14 protein-coding genes are annotated in these 17,499 nt (G+C 64.8%); 4 read left to right on the top strand and 10 right to left on the bottom strand.

Going from position 1 to position 17,499, the window contains the following annotated elements; translation table 11 throughout:
• The first annotated feature begins 41 nt into the window (after positions 1 to 41).
• The gene (locus C8N43_RS06930) at positions 42 to 1,253 is read left to right on the top strand and encodes a pyridoxal-phosphate-dependent aminotransferase family protein (RefSeq protein WP_107844902.1); all 1,212 of its coding nucleotides are present in this window, start codon (positions 42 to 44) and stop codon (positions 1,251 to 1,253) included.
• Positions 1,254 to 1,263: 10 nt separating this feature from the next.
• On the opposite strand, the gene C8N43_RS06925 is transcribed toward C8N43_RS06930, so the two are convergent.
• Both C8N43_RS06925 and C8N43_RS06920 read right to left on the bottom strand, forming a co-directional pair.
• Complete coding sequence (locus C8N43_RS06925; protein ID WP_107844901.1) at positions 1,264 to 1,449, bottom strand: hypothetical protein; 186 nt, start codon at positions 1,447 to 1,449, stop codon at positions 1,264 to 1,266.
• A gap of 65 nt (positions 1,450 to 1,514) precedes the next feature.
• Positions 1,515 to 2,618 (bottom strand): pyridoxal phosphate-dependent aminotransferase, encoded by a 1,104-nt coding sequence (locus C8N43_RS06920; RefSeq protein WP_107846274.1) that lies wholly within the window; start codon positions 2,616 to 2,618, stop codon positions 1,515 to 1,517.
• Between the two features lie 82 nt (positions 2,619 to 2,700).
• Here C8N43_RS06920 and C8N43_RS06915 point away from each other — a divergent pair, with 82 nt between their 5' ends.
• Together C8N43_RS06915 and C8N43_RS06910 are read left to right on the top strand one after the other, a co-directional pair.
• Entirely contained in the window at positions 2,701 to 2,865 is a 165-nt protein-coding gene (locus tag C8N43_RS06915; protein ID WP_107844900.1) for a Tat pathway signal protein, read from the top strand.
• 39 nt (positions 2,866 to 2,904) lie between these two features.
• A complete protein-coding gene (locus tag C8N43_RS06910; RefSeq protein WP_107844899.1) occupies positions 2,905 to 3,675 on the top strand; it encodes a crotonase/enoyl-CoA hydratase family protein in 771 nt (256 codons plus the stop codon).
• Between the two features lie 205 nt (positions 3,676 to 3,880).
• Here C8N43_RS06910 and C8N43_RS06905 read toward each other — a convergent pair whose 3' ends face one another.
• The 8 genes from C8N43_RS06905 to C8N43_RS06870 all read right to left on the bottom strand — a co-directional run bounded on the left by C8N43_RS06905 (position 3,881) and on the right by C8N43_RS06870 (position 16,315).
• Entirely contained in the window at positions 3,881 to 6,910 is a 3,030-nt protein-coding gene (locus C8N43_RS06905) for a valine--tRNA ligase (protein WP_107844898.1), read from the bottom strand.
• Positions 6,911 to 7,198: 288 nt separating this feature from the next.
• Positions 7,199 to 7,792 carry an HD domain-containing protein gene (locus C8N43_RS06900; protein WP_107844897.1) on the bottom strand — a complete coding sequence of 198 codons (594 nt, stop codon included), beginning with the start codon at positions 7,790 to 7,792 and terminating at the stop codon, positions 7,199 to 7,201.
• Between the two features lie 42 nt (positions 7,793 to 7,834).
• A complete protein-coding gene (locus tag C8N43_RS06895; RefSeq protein ID WP_107844896.1) occupies positions 7,835 to 8,707 on the bottom strand; it encodes a phytanoyl-CoA dioxygenase family protein in 873 nt (290 codons plus the stop codon).
• A gap of 80 nt (positions 8,708 to 8,787) precedes the next feature.
• Positions 8,788 to 9,810 (bottom strand): DUF2235 domain-containing protein, encoded by a 1,023-nt coding sequence (locus C8N43_RS06890; protein ID WP_245913013.1) that lies wholly within the window; start codon positions 9,808 to 9,810, stop codon positions 8,788 to 8,790.
• Between the two features lie 188 nt (positions 9,811 to 9,998).
• Positions 9,999 to 10,622 (bottom strand): class I SAM-dependent DNA methyltransferase, encoded by a 624-nt coding sequence (locus C8N43_RS06885; RefSeq protein ID WP_107846273.1) that lies wholly within the window; start codon positions 10,620 to 10,622, stop codon positions 9,999 to 10,001.
• A 159-nt stretch (positions 10,623 to 10,781) separates the two neighbouring features.
• A complete protein-coding gene (locus C8N43_RS06880) occupies positions 10,782 to 13,085 on the bottom strand; it encodes a xanthine dehydrogenase family protein molybdopterin-binding subunit (protein ID WP_245912930.1) in 2,304 nt (767 codons plus the stop codon).
• Between the two features lie 91 nt (positions 13,086 to 13,176).
• Complete coding sequence (gene hrpB, locus C8N43_RS06875; RefSeq protein WP_107844894.1) at positions 13,177 to 15,573, bottom strand: ATP-dependent helicase HrpB; 2,397 nt, start codon at positions 15,571 to 15,573, stop codon at positions 13,177 to 13,179.
• A gap of 34 nt (positions 15,574 to 15,607) precedes the next feature.
• Positions 15,608 to 16,315 carry a DUF3108 domain-containing protein gene (locus C8N43_RS06870; protein WP_107844893.1) on the bottom strand — a complete coding sequence of 236 codons (708 nt, stop codon included), beginning with the start codon at positions 16,313 to 16,315 and terminating at the stop codon, positions 15,608 to 15,610.
• Positions 16,316 to 16,438: 123 nt separating this feature from the next.
• Between C8N43_RS06870 and meaB the strand changes: the two genes are divergently transcribed.
• Complete coding sequence (gene meaB, locus C8N43_RS06865) at positions 16,439 to 17,398, top strand: methylmalonyl Co-A mutase-associated GTPase MeaB (protein ID WP_107846271.1); 960 nt, start codon at positions 16,439 to 16,441, stop codon at positions 17,396 to 17,398.
• Positions 17,399 to 17,499 lie beyond the last annotated feature (101 nt).

Here is a 17,499-nt window from a genome sequence, read left to right as displayed (position 1 = left end):
CGCTCTACCTCTGGGCGCGGGATACGAAAGAAAGCATTTCCATGTTGAACACGCCGAACCTGTCGCACGGTCGCCATACGCTGGCGATCCCGGGTCCCTCTGTCATGCCGGAGCGCGTCTTGCAGGCGATGCACCGGCCCGCGCCAAACATCTACACCGGCGAACTGATCGACATCACCTACAGCTGCATCCCCGACCTCAAGGCGGTCGCCAAGACCCAAGGCGAGGTCGCCATGTATATCGGCAACGGCCATGCAGCCTGGGAGGCCTCGCTCGCCAACACGCTGGCACCGGGCGACCGGGTGCTGGTGCCGGGCGGCGCGCAATTCTCCAAGGGTTGGGCCGAGACGGCGCGCAAGCGAGGGCTGATCGTCGATGAGTTGGACTTCGGTCGCCGCGCGCCGATTGACTCCGATGCCGTGGAGCAAGCCCTGCGCGATGACAAAGCCCACGAGATCAAGGCGGTTCTGGTGGTGCAGGTCGACACGGCCTCGTCGGCCAAGTCGGATCTGGCCGCGATCCGCCGTGCGATGGATGCAGCCGTCCATCCCGCACTTTTGATGTCCGACAGCATCGCCTGTCTGGGCTGCGACGACATGCAGATGGATAATTGGGGCGTCGACGTGGTGATGACCGGCTCGCAAAAGGGGCTGATGGTCCCGCCGGGCATGTGCTTCGTGTTCTTCAATGAAAAAGCCCAGGCCGCGCGCGCCAGGCTGGAGCGCGTGTCCGGCTACTGGGATTGGGAGCCGCGGGTGAACCCGCAAGGCTACTACCAGATTTCGTGCGGCACGGCACCGACCCATCACTTCTACGGACTTCGGGTCGCGCTCGACATTTTGGTCCATGAAGAGGGCATCGACAATGTGCTCGCCCGCCATGCGACCCTGGCGCGCGCCGTCTGGGCGGCCTGCGACGCGTGGGCGTCAGGAGGTCCGCTGGAGATCAACATCCCAGACATCGCCGCGCGCAGCAACGCGGTCACGTCCATGCGGATCGGCGCGCCTTATGGCACCCAGTTGCGCGACTGGGTCACGGCAGAGGCCGGGATGACGCTGGGCATCGGGCTTGGTATGGCGACAGAAGATGATCCGAACTCCGACGGCTTCTTCCGCATCGGGCATATGGGGCATCTCAACAGCCACATGTTGCTGGGAACGCTGGGCTCGATTGATGCGGGCCTGAAGTCACTTGGCATTCCCCATGGGTCGGGCGCGCTGGAGGCGGCGGCGCAGGTCTGCGCCGGAAAATAAGGGCTGGGCGCTAATCCCGGCGCGGCAGCCAGCCGATGGCGCGGTGCACAACGACACTGGTGATCAGCGAAATGACGTAGCCAAAGGCCGCCCAAAGCGCGACGAGGCCCATGAACAGGAGCAGGCCGGCAAACACCAGAAACGCTCCGGTGAAATCCTCGACCCGTCCGGGCGGCTTTGGATTGGTATAGGGCATGCACGCTCCGTCGCTGGTGGTATTTAGCCTAGCGGAGCTTTTGCCAAAGGAAAGTCTCGTTTTCGTTAACCGGCCGCGCGCAGCGCGTCGGGCAGGTGTTGGGCCAGCAGGTCCATATCCTCCGCACGTCCACAGCTGACGCGGATCGCCCGGTCCTGCGGGGCGACGAAGGGCATGCGCACGAAGATGCCGCGCGCGATTAACTCGCGCAGCACCGCGCGGGCATACTCGCCATCACGGCCGCAATCAATCGTCACGAAATTCGTGGCCGATGGCAGCGTCACAAGACCGTTCTCTCTTGCGATCTCGGCAATCCGGCTGCGCGAGCTGGCAATCTGCGCCTTGACCTGCGCGAGATAGGCTTGATCTTTCAGCGCGGCCAGGGCGCCCGCCTGGCTGATCCGCGACATGCCGAAATGGTTGCGGATCTTGTGGAAGGCTTCGATGTTTTCCGCTTCGCCAATGGCGTAGCCGACCCGCGCCCCCGCCAATCCGTGCCCCTTGGAGAAGGTCCGCATCCGCAACACCTGCGGATTGGTGATGTCGATTTCGGGCGCGGTGCCGTCCGGGGCCAGTTCGACATAAGCCTCGTCCAGCACCAGCAGGCAGCCGTCGGGCAACGCGTCGATCATTGCCTGCACCGTTGCCGCGTCATGCCACGTGCCCATCGGATTATCGGGGTTGGACAGGTAGATCAGCCGCGCGTTGGTTTCGCGCGCGCGGGCCAGCAGCGCGTCCGGGTCCTCGCGGTCGTCGCGGTAGGGGACCTTGTGCAGCGTGCCGCCAAAGCCCGCGACATGGTAGTTGAAGGTCGGATAGGCCCCGTCAGAGGTCACAACGCTGACGCCGGGCTCCACAAAAAGCCGCACGAGGTAGCCCAGCAGCCCGTCGATGCCTTCGCCCACCATGATATTCTCGGGCGCGGCCCCGTGATGGGCCGCAATCGCGTAGCGTAGGTCATGGCTCTCCGGGTCGCCATACATCCAGGCCTCCGCCGCAGCCTCCCGCATCGCGGCGATAGCTTTGGGCGACGGCCCGAAGACGCTTTCATTGGCGCCAAGCCGGGCTGCGAAGTTTGCGCCACGGGCGCGTTCCTGCGCTTCAGGGCCGACGAAAGGGACAGAGGCGGGCAGGCTCTGTGCGAGCGGGGTCAGGGGCGGTCTGGTCATGGCGGGCATATGGCCGCAAGCCCGTCGCGCTTGCAAGACCCCGCCGTGATGCCCATCTCTACCCCACGAGGAGGGCCACTTCATGCCACAACTCAGCCGCCGCGGCTTCATCGCGGCCACACTCGCCACCGGCGCACTGCGCGCGGTCCCGGTCGCCCTGAAAGCCCGTAAGCCAAGGGTCATTCTGGAACTGGTCTACGACAGGGGCCTTGGCATGATGCGCGCGGTCGAGCGGGTCGTAAGGTAACGCTGGTCCGGGTGGCATCGCCCGCCTAGGCTGGTGCGCATGAGCAATGTCACAACCGAAATTACCGATGGCATAGCGCAGGTCACCCTGACGCGGCCGGACAAGATGAATGCCATCTCGATGGAGATGCTGGACGAGGTGATCGCCGCCGCCCACGCGCTGCGCGACACCGACATCCGTTGCGTCGTGCTGGCGGGCGAGGGGCGGGCCTTTTGCGCAGGCATCGACATCATGTCGCTATCCAGCCTTCTGGGCCAGGACATGAACGAGGTGCTGGTCGCGCGCACCCATGGCGATGCGAACCGGTTTCAGGAGTTCTCGCTGGCGTGGCGCGCTTTGCCGGTCCCGGTGATCGCGGCGCTCCATGGGGTGTGTTTTGGGGCGGGTCTCCAGCTTGCGCTGGGTGCCGATATCCGCGTCTGCGCGCCCGACGCGAAACTGTCGATCATGGAGATGAAATGGGGCCTCGTGCCGGATATGGGCGGCATGGTGGAGCTGCCCCGGCTGATGCGTGGCGACGTGCTGCGGCGCATGACCTACACGGCGGAGATCGTGTCGGGCGAGGCGGCGCTGGGCCACGGTTTGGTGACCGAATTGGCGGAGGACCCGCAGGCCCGCGCGTTGGAGCTGGCACGTGAGATAGCGGGTCAAAGCCCAAGTGCGATCCGAGCTGCCAAGCGCTTGATCGCAAAGGCCGAAACCGCCTCGAGCGCCGAGGTGTTGATGGCGGAGTCCCAAGAGCAAGCCGCTCTGATTGGCACCCCGGACCAAATGGCCGCGATTCAGCGTGGGATGCATAGGAAGGCATAAAGAAAGCGGTCAGAGGCACCCCTGACCGCTTTCTCGAAGAGCGCGCATGGCGGTCTCCATCCGGTCCGGTCATCGGCTCTCCAGCCTGTACCGGACCTTGAGCTTCGGGCGATTCCTGTTTCCATTTGGTTAAAAATACTCACATTCCGACGCCTGTTGTGGGCGGAGCGTTTGAGTATTTGGGACCAAATGGAGACTTGCGCCGCTATCCCAGCTCTGACAGACGCGCCAAGGCGGCCTTGAGTTTGGCGTCCTCATCCTCGCGGGCGGCGAGGTTCGCTTGGGCTTCTTCGACGACCTCCGGCGGGGCGCTTTGGGCGAATTTCGGGTTGTTCAGTCGGCCTTTCAGGCCCCCGATTTCCTTGGCTAGTTTACCCAAGCTCTTCTCCAGTCGCGCCTTTTCCTCGGCCACGTCGATGATGCCATCCAACGGCAGGGCAAAGCTGCCGCCCGCGACCGGCAGGGTGACGGAGCCTTTGGGCGCGGACCCTTGGGACACTGACTCGATCCGGCCGAGTTTCAGGATCAGCGCCTCGTTATTGGCGAAGGCGGTTTTGCCGGCGGCGTCCAGCTCGACCTCAACCAGCGGCACTTTTAGCCCTGCGGGCACGTGCATTTCGCCCCGGGCGGAGCGCACGGCGTCGATAAGGGCGATCACCCAGTTCATCTCGGCATCGGCGTTTTCGTCAATTAATTCAGCGCCGTAGTCAGGCCAATCCTCATGCACCAGCATGTTCGCGCGCTTGGCGGTGACGCCCCACAGCTCCTCGGTGATGAACGGCATGATCGGGTGCAGCAGGATCATGCATTGGTCCAGAACCCACGCCATGGTCGCGCGGGTCTCGGCCTTCTGGGCGTCGGTTCCGTCGAGCAGAAGCGGCTTGGAGAACTCCACATACCAGTCGCAGACCTTGCCCCAGACGAACTTGTACAAAGCGTCGGCGGCGTCGTTGAAGCGGTAGGCCTCGAGCGCCGCGTCGACCTCTGCGCGGACCTTGGCGGTCTCGCCCACGATCCACTTATTCACTGTAAATTCGAGGTCGGATAGCTGTCGGCTTTGCGTCGGACTTGTGTCGGACCCACCGTACGCCTCGTTCATCTCTGCGAAACGGACAGCGTTCCAGAGTTTTGTGCCGAAGTTGCGGTAGCCCGCAATGCGCCCTGTGTCGAGTTTGAGTGTGCCGCCAAGGCTCGCCATGGCCGCGTTTGTAAACCGCAGCGCGTCGGCGCCGTACTCGTCGATCAGCTCCAGTGGGTCGACCACGTTACCGGTGGATTTCGACATCTTTTTGCCCTTGGCGTCCCGCACGAGGCCATGCAGATAGACCGTGTCGAAAGGGATCTGATCCACGACCGCCAGCTGCATCATCATCATCCGCGCAACCCAGAAGAACAGGATGTCCTGTCCGGTTACCAGCGTGGAGGTGGGGAAGTATTTTTGCAGCTCGGGTGTGTTCTCTGGCCATCCCAGGGTGCCGATCGGCCAGAGGCCCGAGGAGAACCATGTGTCGAGGACGTCGGGGTCGCGGGTCAGCATTTCCTTCGTCAAATGGGACTTCACTTCTATGCTGATCCCTTCTTCGAACACTCCCGCAGCTTCGTATCTACTTAGCGCTGCCATGACCGCACCATTTTCATTGGCGGCACAGTATATGTCGCTGGGATCGTTGTGGTGATCGGGCCCATACCAAACCGGAATCTGATGACCCCACCAGAGCTGGCGCGAGATGCACCAGGGCTCGATATTCTCGAGCCAGTGGTAATACACCTTCTCGCCGCTCTCGGGCATGATTTTGACCGTGCCATCGCGGACAGCGTCCAGTGCGGGGCCGACGATCTGGGCGGTGTCGACGAACCATTGGTCGGTCAGCAGCGGCTCGATGACAACTTTGGAGCGGTCGCCGAAGGGCTGCATGATCGGCTTGTCCTCGACCAGCGGCACCAGCTCGGCGCTTTCCTGCCCGTCCTCCTCGTCAATCACGGGGACGGAGATCATGACGGCGTTGCCCTCGGCGGTGACGTCCTCGACCACCTTCTTGCGAGCCTCGAACCGGTCGAGGCCGCGATAGGCGTCGGGCACCAGATTGATCTGGCTGACATCGGGAACCGGATGCTCGGACGGCGAGTGGAAGCGGCCCTCGGTCCCGGTCAACATCTCGGCGGTGGCCGTGGCGAACTCGGACGCTTTCGCGGTGCTCTCGGCATAGCTCAGACCATCGCTGCGCATCGCGCCCTTGGTGTCCATCAGGTTGTAGAGCGGGATGCCCGCGCGCTTGGCGACCTCGTAGTCGTTGAAGTCGTGCGCGCCGGTGATCTTCACCGCGCCGGAGCCGAAGGTGGGGTCCGGGTACTCGTCGGTGATGATCGGGATCAGGCGGCGATGCTCTTTCGGCCCGACCGGAATTTCGCAGAGCTTGCCGACGATGGGGGCGTAGCGCTCATCCGATGGGTGGACCGCGACCGCGCCGTCGCCGAGCATAGTCTCGGGCCGGGTGGTGGCGATGGAGATGTAGTCGCGGGTCTCGCGCAGGGTGACGTTGCCGTCCTCGTCCTTCTCGACATACTCATAGGTCGCGCCGCCCGCGAGCGGATATTTGAAGTGCCACATGTGGCCGGGGGTCTCGATATTCTCGACCTCGAGGTCCGAGATCGCGGTCTCGAAATGCGGGTCCCAATTGACCAGCCGCTTGCCGCGGTAGATCAGGCCCTTGTTGTACATCTCCACGAAGACCTTGATGACGGCGTCGTGGAAATTTCCTTGGGCATCCTCGGGCGCGCCGGGGGCACCGGACATTGTGAAGGCTTCGCGCGACCAGTCGCAGGAGGCACCGAGGCGCTTGAGCTGCTCGCGGATCGTGCCGCCACTCTCGCCTTTCCACTCCCACACTTTTTCGAGGAATTTCTCGCGCCCCATCTCGGCGCGCTTCGGCTGCTGGGTCTCGGCCAGACGGCGCTCTACCACCATCTGGGTGGCGATGCCGGCGTGGTCGGTGCCGGGCTGCCAGAGCGTGTCGTAGCCCTGCATGCGCTTCCAGCGGATCAGTATATCCTGGAGCGTGTTGTTGAAGGCGTGGCCCATGTGCAGGACGCCGGTCACATTGGGCGGCGGGATCATGATGCAGAAGGTTTCCGTGCGCTTGGCGTTGGCGCCTGCGGTGAAGCAGCCGGCCTGCTCCCAGGCTGCGTAGAGGCGGCTTTCGGCCTCGGCGGCGTCGAATGTCTTTTCCATCGGCATGGTGGGTATCCCGTTTGTTCGCGCGTGGTTTACCCAATGCCCCGGGGAAGGGGAAGGCGGGCGGAGGCGGGATTGTGAGTATTTGTGCCAAAACGAAGCCAGTAACGCCGTATTAACCCGAATCGCCGTTTCCTTCGGATGCGGTACAGGCTGGAGAGCCGATGGCCGTCCAAGACGAAGCCGCCCCGCCTGTTTGACGGATGTCGCCAGGTTGGGGCGTCTTCACTGCGATTTTGGCTTCGTTTTGGCGAAAATACTCAAATGCCATTCCTGGCAATCGGCGCGGCGTCAGGCAGTGAGCGGCACCCGGATCCCGGGGCGGATCACCTCCGGGTCGTAAGGATCACGGGCGAACACCTCGTGCACGCGGGCGCGGAAGTGGTCCAGAGGCAGGGTGTCGTAGGCGGGATCGAAGCTCGACTGATCCCACCGCTCGCAGAAGGTCGCGCAATCGTCGAAATACATGTGGCCCGCATAGGCCTGCCGCTTCTCCGGGTCGGCGCCGACATGGCTGCCGTAGTAGAGCATCTGGAAATCGCCGTGCTTTTCGACCACCCAGGTGCATTGCTCGCGCACGAAGGGTTTCAGGATCGCAGCCGCATATTCGTCGTGGTTATACGGCGCGAAGATATCGCCGATGTCGTGCAGCAGTGCCGCGACGATCCAGTCGGTGTCGGCTCCGTCGCGCTCTGCCCGGGTGGCCGATTGCAGCGAATGGCCGAGCCGGGTGACCTGATAGCCCGACAGGCTTTCGTCCAGCGAAGCCAGCGCGGTCAACAGGCGGTCGTCGGTGCCCTTGGTGTATTCGATCTCGTGATGGGTCAGGAAGTCGTAGTCTTCCTTGTCGCCATCTTTCATGGCGGTGAATTTCACGTGGTCCATCGGGCTCTCCTTGCCGCGTTTGCGGGGCGTCTCAGGTCGCGGTCAAGCATAGATGCCGCTGCTGCCCTTGGCACCCTTCATCATCACCTTGGCCTGGGCCTGCCGGATCGCCTCGTAGCGGGCCAGCGCGCCCGCTTCGAAATTGGACCGGGGCGGGGTCAGGACCCGCGCGCGCCCGGAAGTGTCAGAGCCGCGCGCGCGCATCGCGTCGCAGCCCTCAGACGGGACCACATCGGGGCGCATGTAGCGGATCACGGCGGCGATGCGGCGGTCATCGGATGTGTTCGGGCCGGAGCCGTGGATCGTCAGCCCGTGATGCAGGCTCATCTGGCCGGGATAGATTTCGATGGCGACCCTGTCCTCGGGCGCGACATCGACCTGCACCTCCTGGCCGCGCGACAGCAGGTTGTTGGCGTCAAAACTGTCCGCATGGGGCAGGATCGCGTTCTTGTGAGAGCCGCGCACGAAGTCCATGCAGCCGGATGCGGGCGTGGCGGGCGACAGCGGCACCCAGGCGGTGACCAGCCCGTCAATGGCGCCAAGGCCCCAATAAGTCAGATCTTGGTGCATCGTCACGATCTGGGTCGTACGCGCCTCCTTGATGAAGAACTCCGCGGCGAAGACCAGAATGTCGGGGCCCAGCACGCCTTCGACCACATCTAGCACGCCCGGATGGGTGGCGATGCGATGGGCGAGGGGCAGCACGATGTGGGCGTTGATACGCTTGTAGGTATTGAGCGGCAGGGGTAGCCCTGCGTCGAGCCAGTCCCGCTCGATCTGCTCCAGCTCCGCGCGCATCTCATGGGCCTCGGCGGGTGTCATGCAAGGCAGGGGGAACAGGAAGCCGTCGCGCCAGTATTGCGCGATCTGGTCTTCGGTCAAATGACCTTCCGCGAGCGTGAGACTGTCGAGCATGTTGATCCCTCCTTCGCCTTCAGGCTGGGCGCGGAGGGCGCGCGGGGTCTGTCGCGTTTTCGCCGTGACAAGGGTCGTTTTCAGCCGCGTTGGGCCGCCTTGATTTGCGCCTTGGAGGCCGGAACGAAGCCACGCTCGCCTTCGCGCACCGTGTCGTGCAACCGCTCGGACGGGTCGCGGCCGACCACTCGGCGGCGCCGTTGCCAGAAGAGCTTGCCGAAATTGCGCCATGTGCCGACAGAGGGCGCGTCGGCATCACGTGGGAAGCGCGAGCGCCAGTCTTTGGGCAAAGGCAATCCGCACTCGGAGGCCTTATCGAGCATCCAGACGAGCGAGATATTGGCCAAAGGCCGCGCCTTGTCATAGCCCAACAGATGCCCGCCGACATCGCCATGGGTGCCCTTGAACCAGACCTGCTCCAGCTTGCCGGTGTAGCCCTCGCGGGTCTCCCACAGGACCGGCTCGAAAATGCGGCGGGTCTCGTCGAGCGCCAGGGCGTGATAGCCATGACGCACGGTGCAGCCGAGGGAATGGTTGTGGAATTCGTGCTCGACCGGCGAGAAACGCCACAAGAGCGGCGCCCGGAAGCCGAGCGCGCGGACCGTGTCCCAGACGCCGATCATCTCGATCGGTGCATCGTCATGGCAGTGTTTCTTGCGAAACGCCTTGGCGGCGGCAGAGCCGGTGGTGAGGCGGTAATGGCGGTAGGCCTGCCGCACATTGCGCTCTGTCGCGCAGTCGGCGCGCAGCAAGCCGACCTCGTCGATCACGCCCGCAAGCGAGCGGACCGCGTAGGCCCCGCGGGAATAGCCGAACAGGAATATCTCGTCGCCGGGCCGGTAGCGCGATGCGATGAAGCCGTAGGCGCGGCGGATCTGGCTGTTTATGCCGACGCCCGCCATCACGTCGATGGCGCGCCGCAGCCCCTTCCACTGGATGCCCGCCTCGTATTTCAGGGAGACGGCCTTGTTGGGCGCCATTTCCTGCAGCATTCGGAAGGTCATGCCCGCATGGGTCTCAAGCCCCGGCTCGAGCGAGGACATGGTGCCGTCGAGAATGACGACATGGATCACCGGGCCGCGCGTGCCCTTCGGGTGGACCATACGCGGGGCAGGTCCGAAGCCTACGAAGGATTTGAGCCGGTCTGACATGGGTCGGACATAGCCGCCCAGTCTTTCCAATCCCTTAGTCCAGCGCACGGTGGTAACTCCAATTTTAACCAGTTCTTGAAACCTAGCCCGCGGCAGGGGGCGCACGCCAGTCAAGCTTGCTCACGGGACAGCTAGATGTGTTACAGCGCACGAAACACCGCAATATACCCCTTGTCATGTGCGTGATTGCTATCGGCGGAGGCGCCATAAATGTCTACCGTCCTGACCTCGAACCCGGTGATCCGGGGCGCGAGCGCGTCGAATTTGGCGGCGAAGCCCCGTGCCGCGAAATGCTCGGCATTGACGGACAGCACGCAAAGCGCGCCGGGCAGGGCCGCATCCAGCAAGCCGTCGAGCACGTCTGGCCCGACATGGCCGTGGGTGAAAGTGCCGGAGCTGATCAGGCCATTATATCGAGGCTCGAGCGGCAGAGTTTTGGTCAGGTCGGCCTCGATATACCCTTGGTAGAGGCCTTTGCGTCGCGCCACGGCGAGCATCTCGGCGGACAGGTCCAGTGCGTCGACCTCGTAGTCCCCCAGAGCCCGCAAAGCATCCGCAGCCAGCCCCGTGCCCGCGCCGATATCAAGCACCGGTCCAGTCCCGCCCTCGGCGTGGAACGCGGTCGCCACCATCTGGGGCAATTGATAATCCATGCTTTGCGCGAAGCTTGCATCGTAAGTCTCTGCCCAGTCGCGATAAAGCGCCCGATTGTCGTCGGGGCTCTGAAGCGCGTAGGCGGCGTCAAGACTGGGGCTGCGGGTCATGATCCCAGCATGACGCGCGTTTTTCACTGTGGCAAGTGACCGAACGGAGCGCCTGCGGCGCACGCCATCTTTAGCCGCCCGGCCCCGATGTTGCAAAAAGACAAGAGCCGCGCGATCTGCATAGGGCGCGGCTCCTGAAAAAGTTGCAGAATTGAACGCCTATTCGGCAGCCATTTTGCTCGTCTCAAGCCAATTCCAGACCCTTTGCGGGGTGAAGGGCATGTCCACGTGGTGAACGCCCGCCTCCCAGACCGCATCCAGCGCCGCGTTCGCTACAGCGGCCAGAGCGCCGACCGTTCCAGCCTCGCCGCAGCCTTTCATGCCAAGCGCGTTGGCGGTGGATGGCACAGGCTCCGAATAGAAGGCGATCATCGGCACGTCGCCCGCCCGGGGCATGCCGTAATCCATGAAGGTCGCCGTCAGCAGCTGGCCGTCGGCGTCATAGACCACGTGCTCGCTGATCGCCTGACCGATGCCTTGGACAACGCCGCCATGGACCTGACCTTCGGCCAACATGGGGTTCATCAGCACGCCGAAATCATCAACCACAGTGTATTTCACCACCTCTGTGACGCCGGTATCCGGATCGATCTCGATCTCCGCGATGTGGCAGCCATTGGGGAAAGACCGGCCGGGCAGGGTGGTCGTGCCAGACGTCGCCAGCAGCTCCGTCTCGCCCTTCTCGCGGGCGGCCTGGGCGGCCTCGATCAAGGTCATGACCACATTGGAGCCATCGGCACGGAATGCGCCTTCCTCGAACGCCACATCCTCGACCCCCATTTCGGAGGCCACGAAGGGTTTGAACTTGTCGATCATGCTCTCGCCGGTGTGCTTGATGGCCGAGCCTTGCGTCGTCACCGAGCGCGAGCCGCCCGTGCCGCCGCCTTTCTCGATCCGGTCGCTGTCGCCTTGCACGATGTCAATCAGGTCGGGGTCGATGCCGGAATATTCGTGCAGCAGTTGCGCATAGACCGTCTCGTGGCCCTGACCGTTGCTTTGCGTGCCGACATAAAGCGTCACGCGGCCCTCCTCGGTGAACTCGACCTTGGCGGTCTCTTCGGGGTTCCCGAGGATGCTTTCGATGTAATAGCAGGTGCCAAGCCCGCGCAGCTTGCCTTGCGCGGCAGACGCCGCCTTGCGCGCGGCGAACCCTGCGGTGTCGGCTTCTTCCTCCGCCCGGGCCAGAACCTTGTGGAAATCGCCCACATCATAAAGCTCGCCCGTCACGGTCTTGTAGGGGAACTTGGCGGCGGGGATAAAGTTCTTGCGGCGCAGCTCCATCGCATCGACGCCGAGCGTGCGGGCGGCGTGGTCGATGGCGCGCTCCAGCGTGTAGATCGCCTCCGGCCGGCCCGCTCCGCGATAGGCGTCGACCTGCGTGGTGTTCGTGTAGATGCCCTGGTTGGAATAATAGGCCGCCTGCACGTCATAGACGCCCATCAGCACCTTGGAGGCCAAATCGGACTGGATGAACTGCGCAAAACCGGAGTTGTAGGCGCCCAGATTGCAGACCGCGTTGCAACGGTAGCCGATGATCTTGTGATTGGCGTCAAAGGCCAGCTCCGCGGTCGAGATCAGGTCGCGCCCGCCATTGTCCGACAGCATCGATTCCGTGCGCTCGGCCTGCCAGCGCACGGGCTGGCCAAGGCGGCGGCACGCTTGGGCCACCACGAAATACTCAGGGTAATCAAAGGCTTTCATGCCAAAGCCGCCGCCCACATCGGGGGTCATGACGACGATATCTTCCTTGTCCATGCCGAGCGTCGAGGCGAGCGAGCCTTTGAGGCCCCACACGCCCTGACCGGAATAGGTCATCTTCAGGCGGCCCCCGACCAGTTCGGCCACGCAGCCGCGCGGCTCCATCGAGTTGGCAATGACGCGGTTATCGGCGATCTCAAGCTTGGTGGTGAAGGCTGCGGCTTCGAAGGCCGCATTGGTCGCGTCCTCGTCGCCGATGCCCCAGTCATAGCCCACATTGTCAGGCGCTTCGGGGTGGATCGCCGGGCCGCCTTCGGCCACGTCCATGTGCACGGGAAGGTCGTCATAGTCGAACATGATCAGCTCGGCCGCGTCCTTGGCCTGCTCCAGGCTGTCGGCGATCACGACGGCAATCGGCTCGCCCACGAAGCGCACGCGCCCGGTGGCCAGGATCGGGCGCAGCGGGTCCGCGCCCTTCGATCCGTCGCGGTTTGTAATGATCGACGCGCCCATCTTGTTGAAGCCGCCTTTGGCCACGAAATCGTCGGCGGTGATGACCAGATGCACCCCGTCCGCCTCGCGCGCGTCTGCAACGTCCAGCGCGGTGATCTCCGCATGGGCGACCGAGGAGCGGAAGACATAGGCGTAAAGCGCGCCGTCGGGGGCGGCATCGTCCAGATAGCGGCCATGGCCGGTCAAAAACCGCGTATCCTCGCGGCGGCGGATGGATTGGGAAGTGCCAAACTTGCTGCTGGTCATGGTCATGAGTGAAGGCCTCCGGCTGGCGTTTTGAGGGACACTAGCGGGGCGGGCGGCACTGTCCAGCCCCGATGCGACACCCTATGGCGCGCTGAGGTCATGTGCCGCGGGGTTTGGCGCGCAGCGTCGGGTCGGCGACGGTCGGGTCCTCGGGCCACGGATGACGCGGGTAGCGCGCGCGCATGTCCTTGCGCACATCGGCATAGGACCCGGCCCAGAAGCCCGGCAGATCGGTCGTCACTTGAACCGGGCGCTGGGCGGGGGACAGCAGCGTGATCTTGAGCGGCAGCCTGTCCGGGCCTGTGACCGGATGGCGGGTGACGCCGAACATTTCCTGCAAGCGGACCTCCAGCGCGGGCGTGCCTTCGGCGTAATCCAGCGCCAGATCGCGGCCCAGCGGCGTGGTGAACTTGGCGGGCGCACCCGCGTCGAGCGCCTGCAGCTGGTCCCAAGTGAGCGCCGCGCGCAGGGCCTCGGCCAGATCGACGCGTTTCAGGTCTTCGGCGGATTTGACGCCAGAGAGGTAGGGCAGCAGCCAGTCTTCCAGGCTGTCCAGCAGGCCCTCCTCCGTCCAATTTGGCATCCCGTCGCGCATATAGTGCACCCGGGCGCGCAGGAAGCGGGCGGCCTTCGTCCAGTTCAGTGCCCCAAGGCCCAGCTGCCGCACGCCTTCCAGCATGGCCACCGCGATGGCGTCGCCCGGGGCCTCCTTCCAGACGCGATCATCGAGCACCAAGGCCCCGAACCGTTCCTGCCTGCGCGCCAACACGCGCCGGTCACGCTTGGACCATTCGCAGAGTTCGATCCATTCGATCCGGTCGCCATAAAGCCCGCGCAGCTCTGCCTCCGACAAGGTGCAGGCCAGCCGCACCCAGGCTTCCCGCGCGTCGCCATCCAGATCGAGCGCCACGATCAGGCGTTGGCCCGCCAGCGTATCGCCCGGCTCGATCACGGCGCCCTTGCCGCCGGACAGCACGTAGCGCGCGTCCTTGCCGGGGCGGATCAGCCCGACGCGGTCGGGATAGGCCAGCGCGGCCATCTCGCCCAAGCTGCGCCGCGTCCTGCCCGCAAAGCGCTTCAGGCGTTTGGCCTCCTGCTTGATCCTCGCCACCACGCCCTTGTTCGCGCGGGGATCGGGCTTCATCCGCAAGCCAAGGTCCACGCCGACCCCGCGCGGCAGCGGGTCGCGTTCGCCCAGAAGTGCGGCCAGCTCCGCCGCCTCCGGCCCGCTAGAGACCAGCATATGCGCGAGCCTCGGGTGCACCGGCACTCGGGCCAAGGCGCGGCCATGCTCGGTTAATCCGCCATTAAGCGCGCCGAGTTGGGTCAACAACGCCTGCGCCTCGGCAAAGGCACCTTCGGGTGGCGGGGTGAGGAAGCTCAAGTCCTCAGGCGCGGTCCCCCACGCGGCCAGCTCCAGTGCCAGGCCGGTCAGGTCGGCGGCCTCGATCTCGGCGGGGGGGAAGGCGGGCAGGGCGCCTTCCTCGGCGCGCGTCCACATGCGGTAGCAGATGCCCGGCGCGACGCGGCCCGCGCGGCCTTGTCGCTGGGTGGCTTCCGCACGGCTGACCTTCTCGGTCACCAGCCGCGACATGCCCGATCCGGGATCAAACCGCGCCCGCCGCGCGCGGCCGGCATCGACAACGACCCGCACCCCTTCGATGGTCAGCGACGTCTCGGCGATCGAGGTCGCCAGCACGATCTTGCGCACGCCATTCTCAGGCCGGATCGCCGCGCGCTGCTCGGCAAAGGGCAACGCGCCAAAGAGCGGGCGCAGGACGCAGCCATCGGGCACGATTAAACTGGACATCACCCGTCGAATCTCGCCCTCGCCGGGAAGGAAGACCAGCATCCCGCCCTCCGTCTCGGCCAGCGCGCGGGGCACCAGATCGACCACGGCGCTTTCGAACCGCACATCCTTATGCATCGGGCGGTCGAGCCAGCGTGTCTCTACCGGGTGCGCCCGCCCGTCAGAGGTCACGACCTCCGAGCCCAGCATGTCCGCCACCGGGCCCGCGTCCAGCGTGGCGGACATGACGAGCAGCTTCAGGTCGGGCCGCAACGCCTCGCGCGCCTCGGACACCAGTGCCAGCCCCAGATCGGCGTTGAGGGAGCGTTCGTGGAATTCGTCAAAGACCACGCAGCCCACGCCCGCCAATTCCGGGTCCGATTGGATCATACGGGTCAAGATGCCTTCGGTGACCACTTCGATGCGGGTCGCGGGGCCGACCTTGGCCTCGCCGCGCATCCGGTAGCCAACCGTCTCGCCCACGGGCTCGCCCAGCGTTTCTGCCATGCGCTCGGCCGCGGCGCGGGTGGCGAGGCGGCGGGGCTCCAGCATCACCAGTCGGCCCTCGAAGCCGCCGCGTTCCAGCAGGGCCAGCGGCACGCGGGTCGTCTTGCCCGCCCCGGGCGGGGCCTGCAGAACGCATACGCCCGCGCGCGCCAAAGTGGCGGCGAGGGTGTCGACAACGTCTTCAATGGGCAGGTTCATGGGCGCGACATGTAGCGCGCCCAAATCACCCCGTCTATTTCCGCTTCATCACCGCGTTGCCATAGAGCGTCTGGGTGACGACCTTCTCGACCCGGTAGCGCCCGTCGCCGGTCTTGGCGTAGAACAGGTTGAACGGGAAGCGGCTTTTCTCGGCCATGTCCTCGGCGGAGAATCCGGCAAGCCGGCGGTACTCGCCGTCGCATTTGATCATGTCGCCCTCGGGCCGGGGCGACTTCAGCACCACCTGGCTGCGGCGCTTTCCGTCAAACATCGGCACGCTCAACTTGCACACATCCGCTTCGTCCACGTCGCGGAAGGCGGCGTAAAGCGCGGTCATCGGGTCCACCGTTCCGCCCTGGGTCTTGGGGTCCACCGCGTCGGGGCTGGGGGTGTAATCCGACACCTGCGGCACGCCGCCCGTATAGGTCATCGATTCCTTGGATTTGCGTTTGCCGGTGTCGGCATTCTCGTCGTAGCGGGTGGGGCGGAAGCTGTTGCCCTTGACCGATCCTTTGGACGAGGCGGTGTACTTCACCTTGGCCACTAGCCCTACCAGCCCGCCACTTTGCAGCACGCCGGACGCTTGATACTGCCCGCCGCTCTCATTGCCTTTGACCGTCAACGTGCCTGCGTTGATACCACGGATCGCGACCGAGAACTTGGCATCCGTGCTGCCTTCGGCCAGCGCAAACCCCGGCCACGCGGCGGCGCACAGCGCCATAACCTTAACAAACTGCTTCATAACCTTGCCTCTTCACATCACTTTGGGCTCTAAGGACATATTGGCCCGCGGGGCGGGTGAGAACACCCCCGAAAACGGGGAAAACAAGCGAAAGATCGCCACCGATTGAAACATATTGAAGAGATGAGCGCCCAGGTGGCGGCGGGGGATCGACGGGCCTTGGCGCGGGCGATCACACTTGTGGAAAGCGCGCGGCCTGATCATCGCGAAGACGCGCTGGCGCTGATTGCGGCCTTGAAAAGCAGCGGGAAACAAGCGCTGCGCATCGGGCTGTCGGGCACGCCCGGCGTCGGCAAATCGACCTTCATCGAAGGCTTCGGGATGCATCTGATCGCGCAAGGATTGCGCGTCGCAGTGCTGGCAGTTGACCCAAGCTCGACCCGCTCGGGCGGATCAATTCTCGGTGACAAGACCCGGATGGACCTGCTCAGCCGCGAGAAAGACGCCTTTATCCGGCCCTCTCCCTCGCAATCGCATTTGGGCGGCGTCGCCCGCCGAACCCGCGAGGCGGTGACCCTGTGCGAGGCCGCGGGCTTCGATGTCGTCCTGATCGAAACCGTCGGCGTCGGCCAGTCGGAAACCATGGTCGCCGAGATGTCGGACCTGTTCATCCTGCTCCTCGCACCCGCAGGCGGGGACGAGCTGCAAGGGGTCAAGCGCGGCATCATGGAGATTGCCGATCTGATCCTGGTCAACAAGGCCGATGGCGACCTCAAAGCCGCCGCGACCCGCACCCAGGCCGACTATGCCGGTGCCCTGCGCCTGCTGCGCAAGCGGGCGCAAGATCCCGACGGCTTCCCGAAGGCGCGCATCGTCTCGGCGCTGACCGGACTGGGGCTGGAGGAGGCATGGGCCGACATGCAAGACCTCGCAGGCTGGCGCAAGGATCATGGTCATTGGGACCGCCGCCGCGCGGCCCAGGCGGTGCACTGGTTCGAAGAGGCCGTGCGCATGGGCCTGCTTGCCCGCCTGACCTCGGACCCCGAAACAGCCCGCGCGATGGAGGCCTTGTCGCAGCAGGTCTCTGACGGCGCGGTCTCCCCCGATGTGGCGGCGGCGCAGCTGCTGGACACATTGCGCTAAGACGCGCCGGGCAGGTTGCGGGCAGGCATGGTGGAAAACACCGCGTTTCCTCGCGAAACAGCGCCCATTCCCCCTTGACCCCCCGGGAATCTCCCCCTATT

It is taken from the genome of Litoreibacter ponti (assembly GCF_003054285.1).
In the GTDB taxonomy this organism is placed as follows: Bacteria; Pseudomonadota; Alphaproteobacteria; order Rhodobacterales; family Rhodobacteraceae; genus Litoreibacter; species Litoreibacter ponti.
This window is presented reverse-complemented; position numbering and strand designations above follow the sequence as displayed.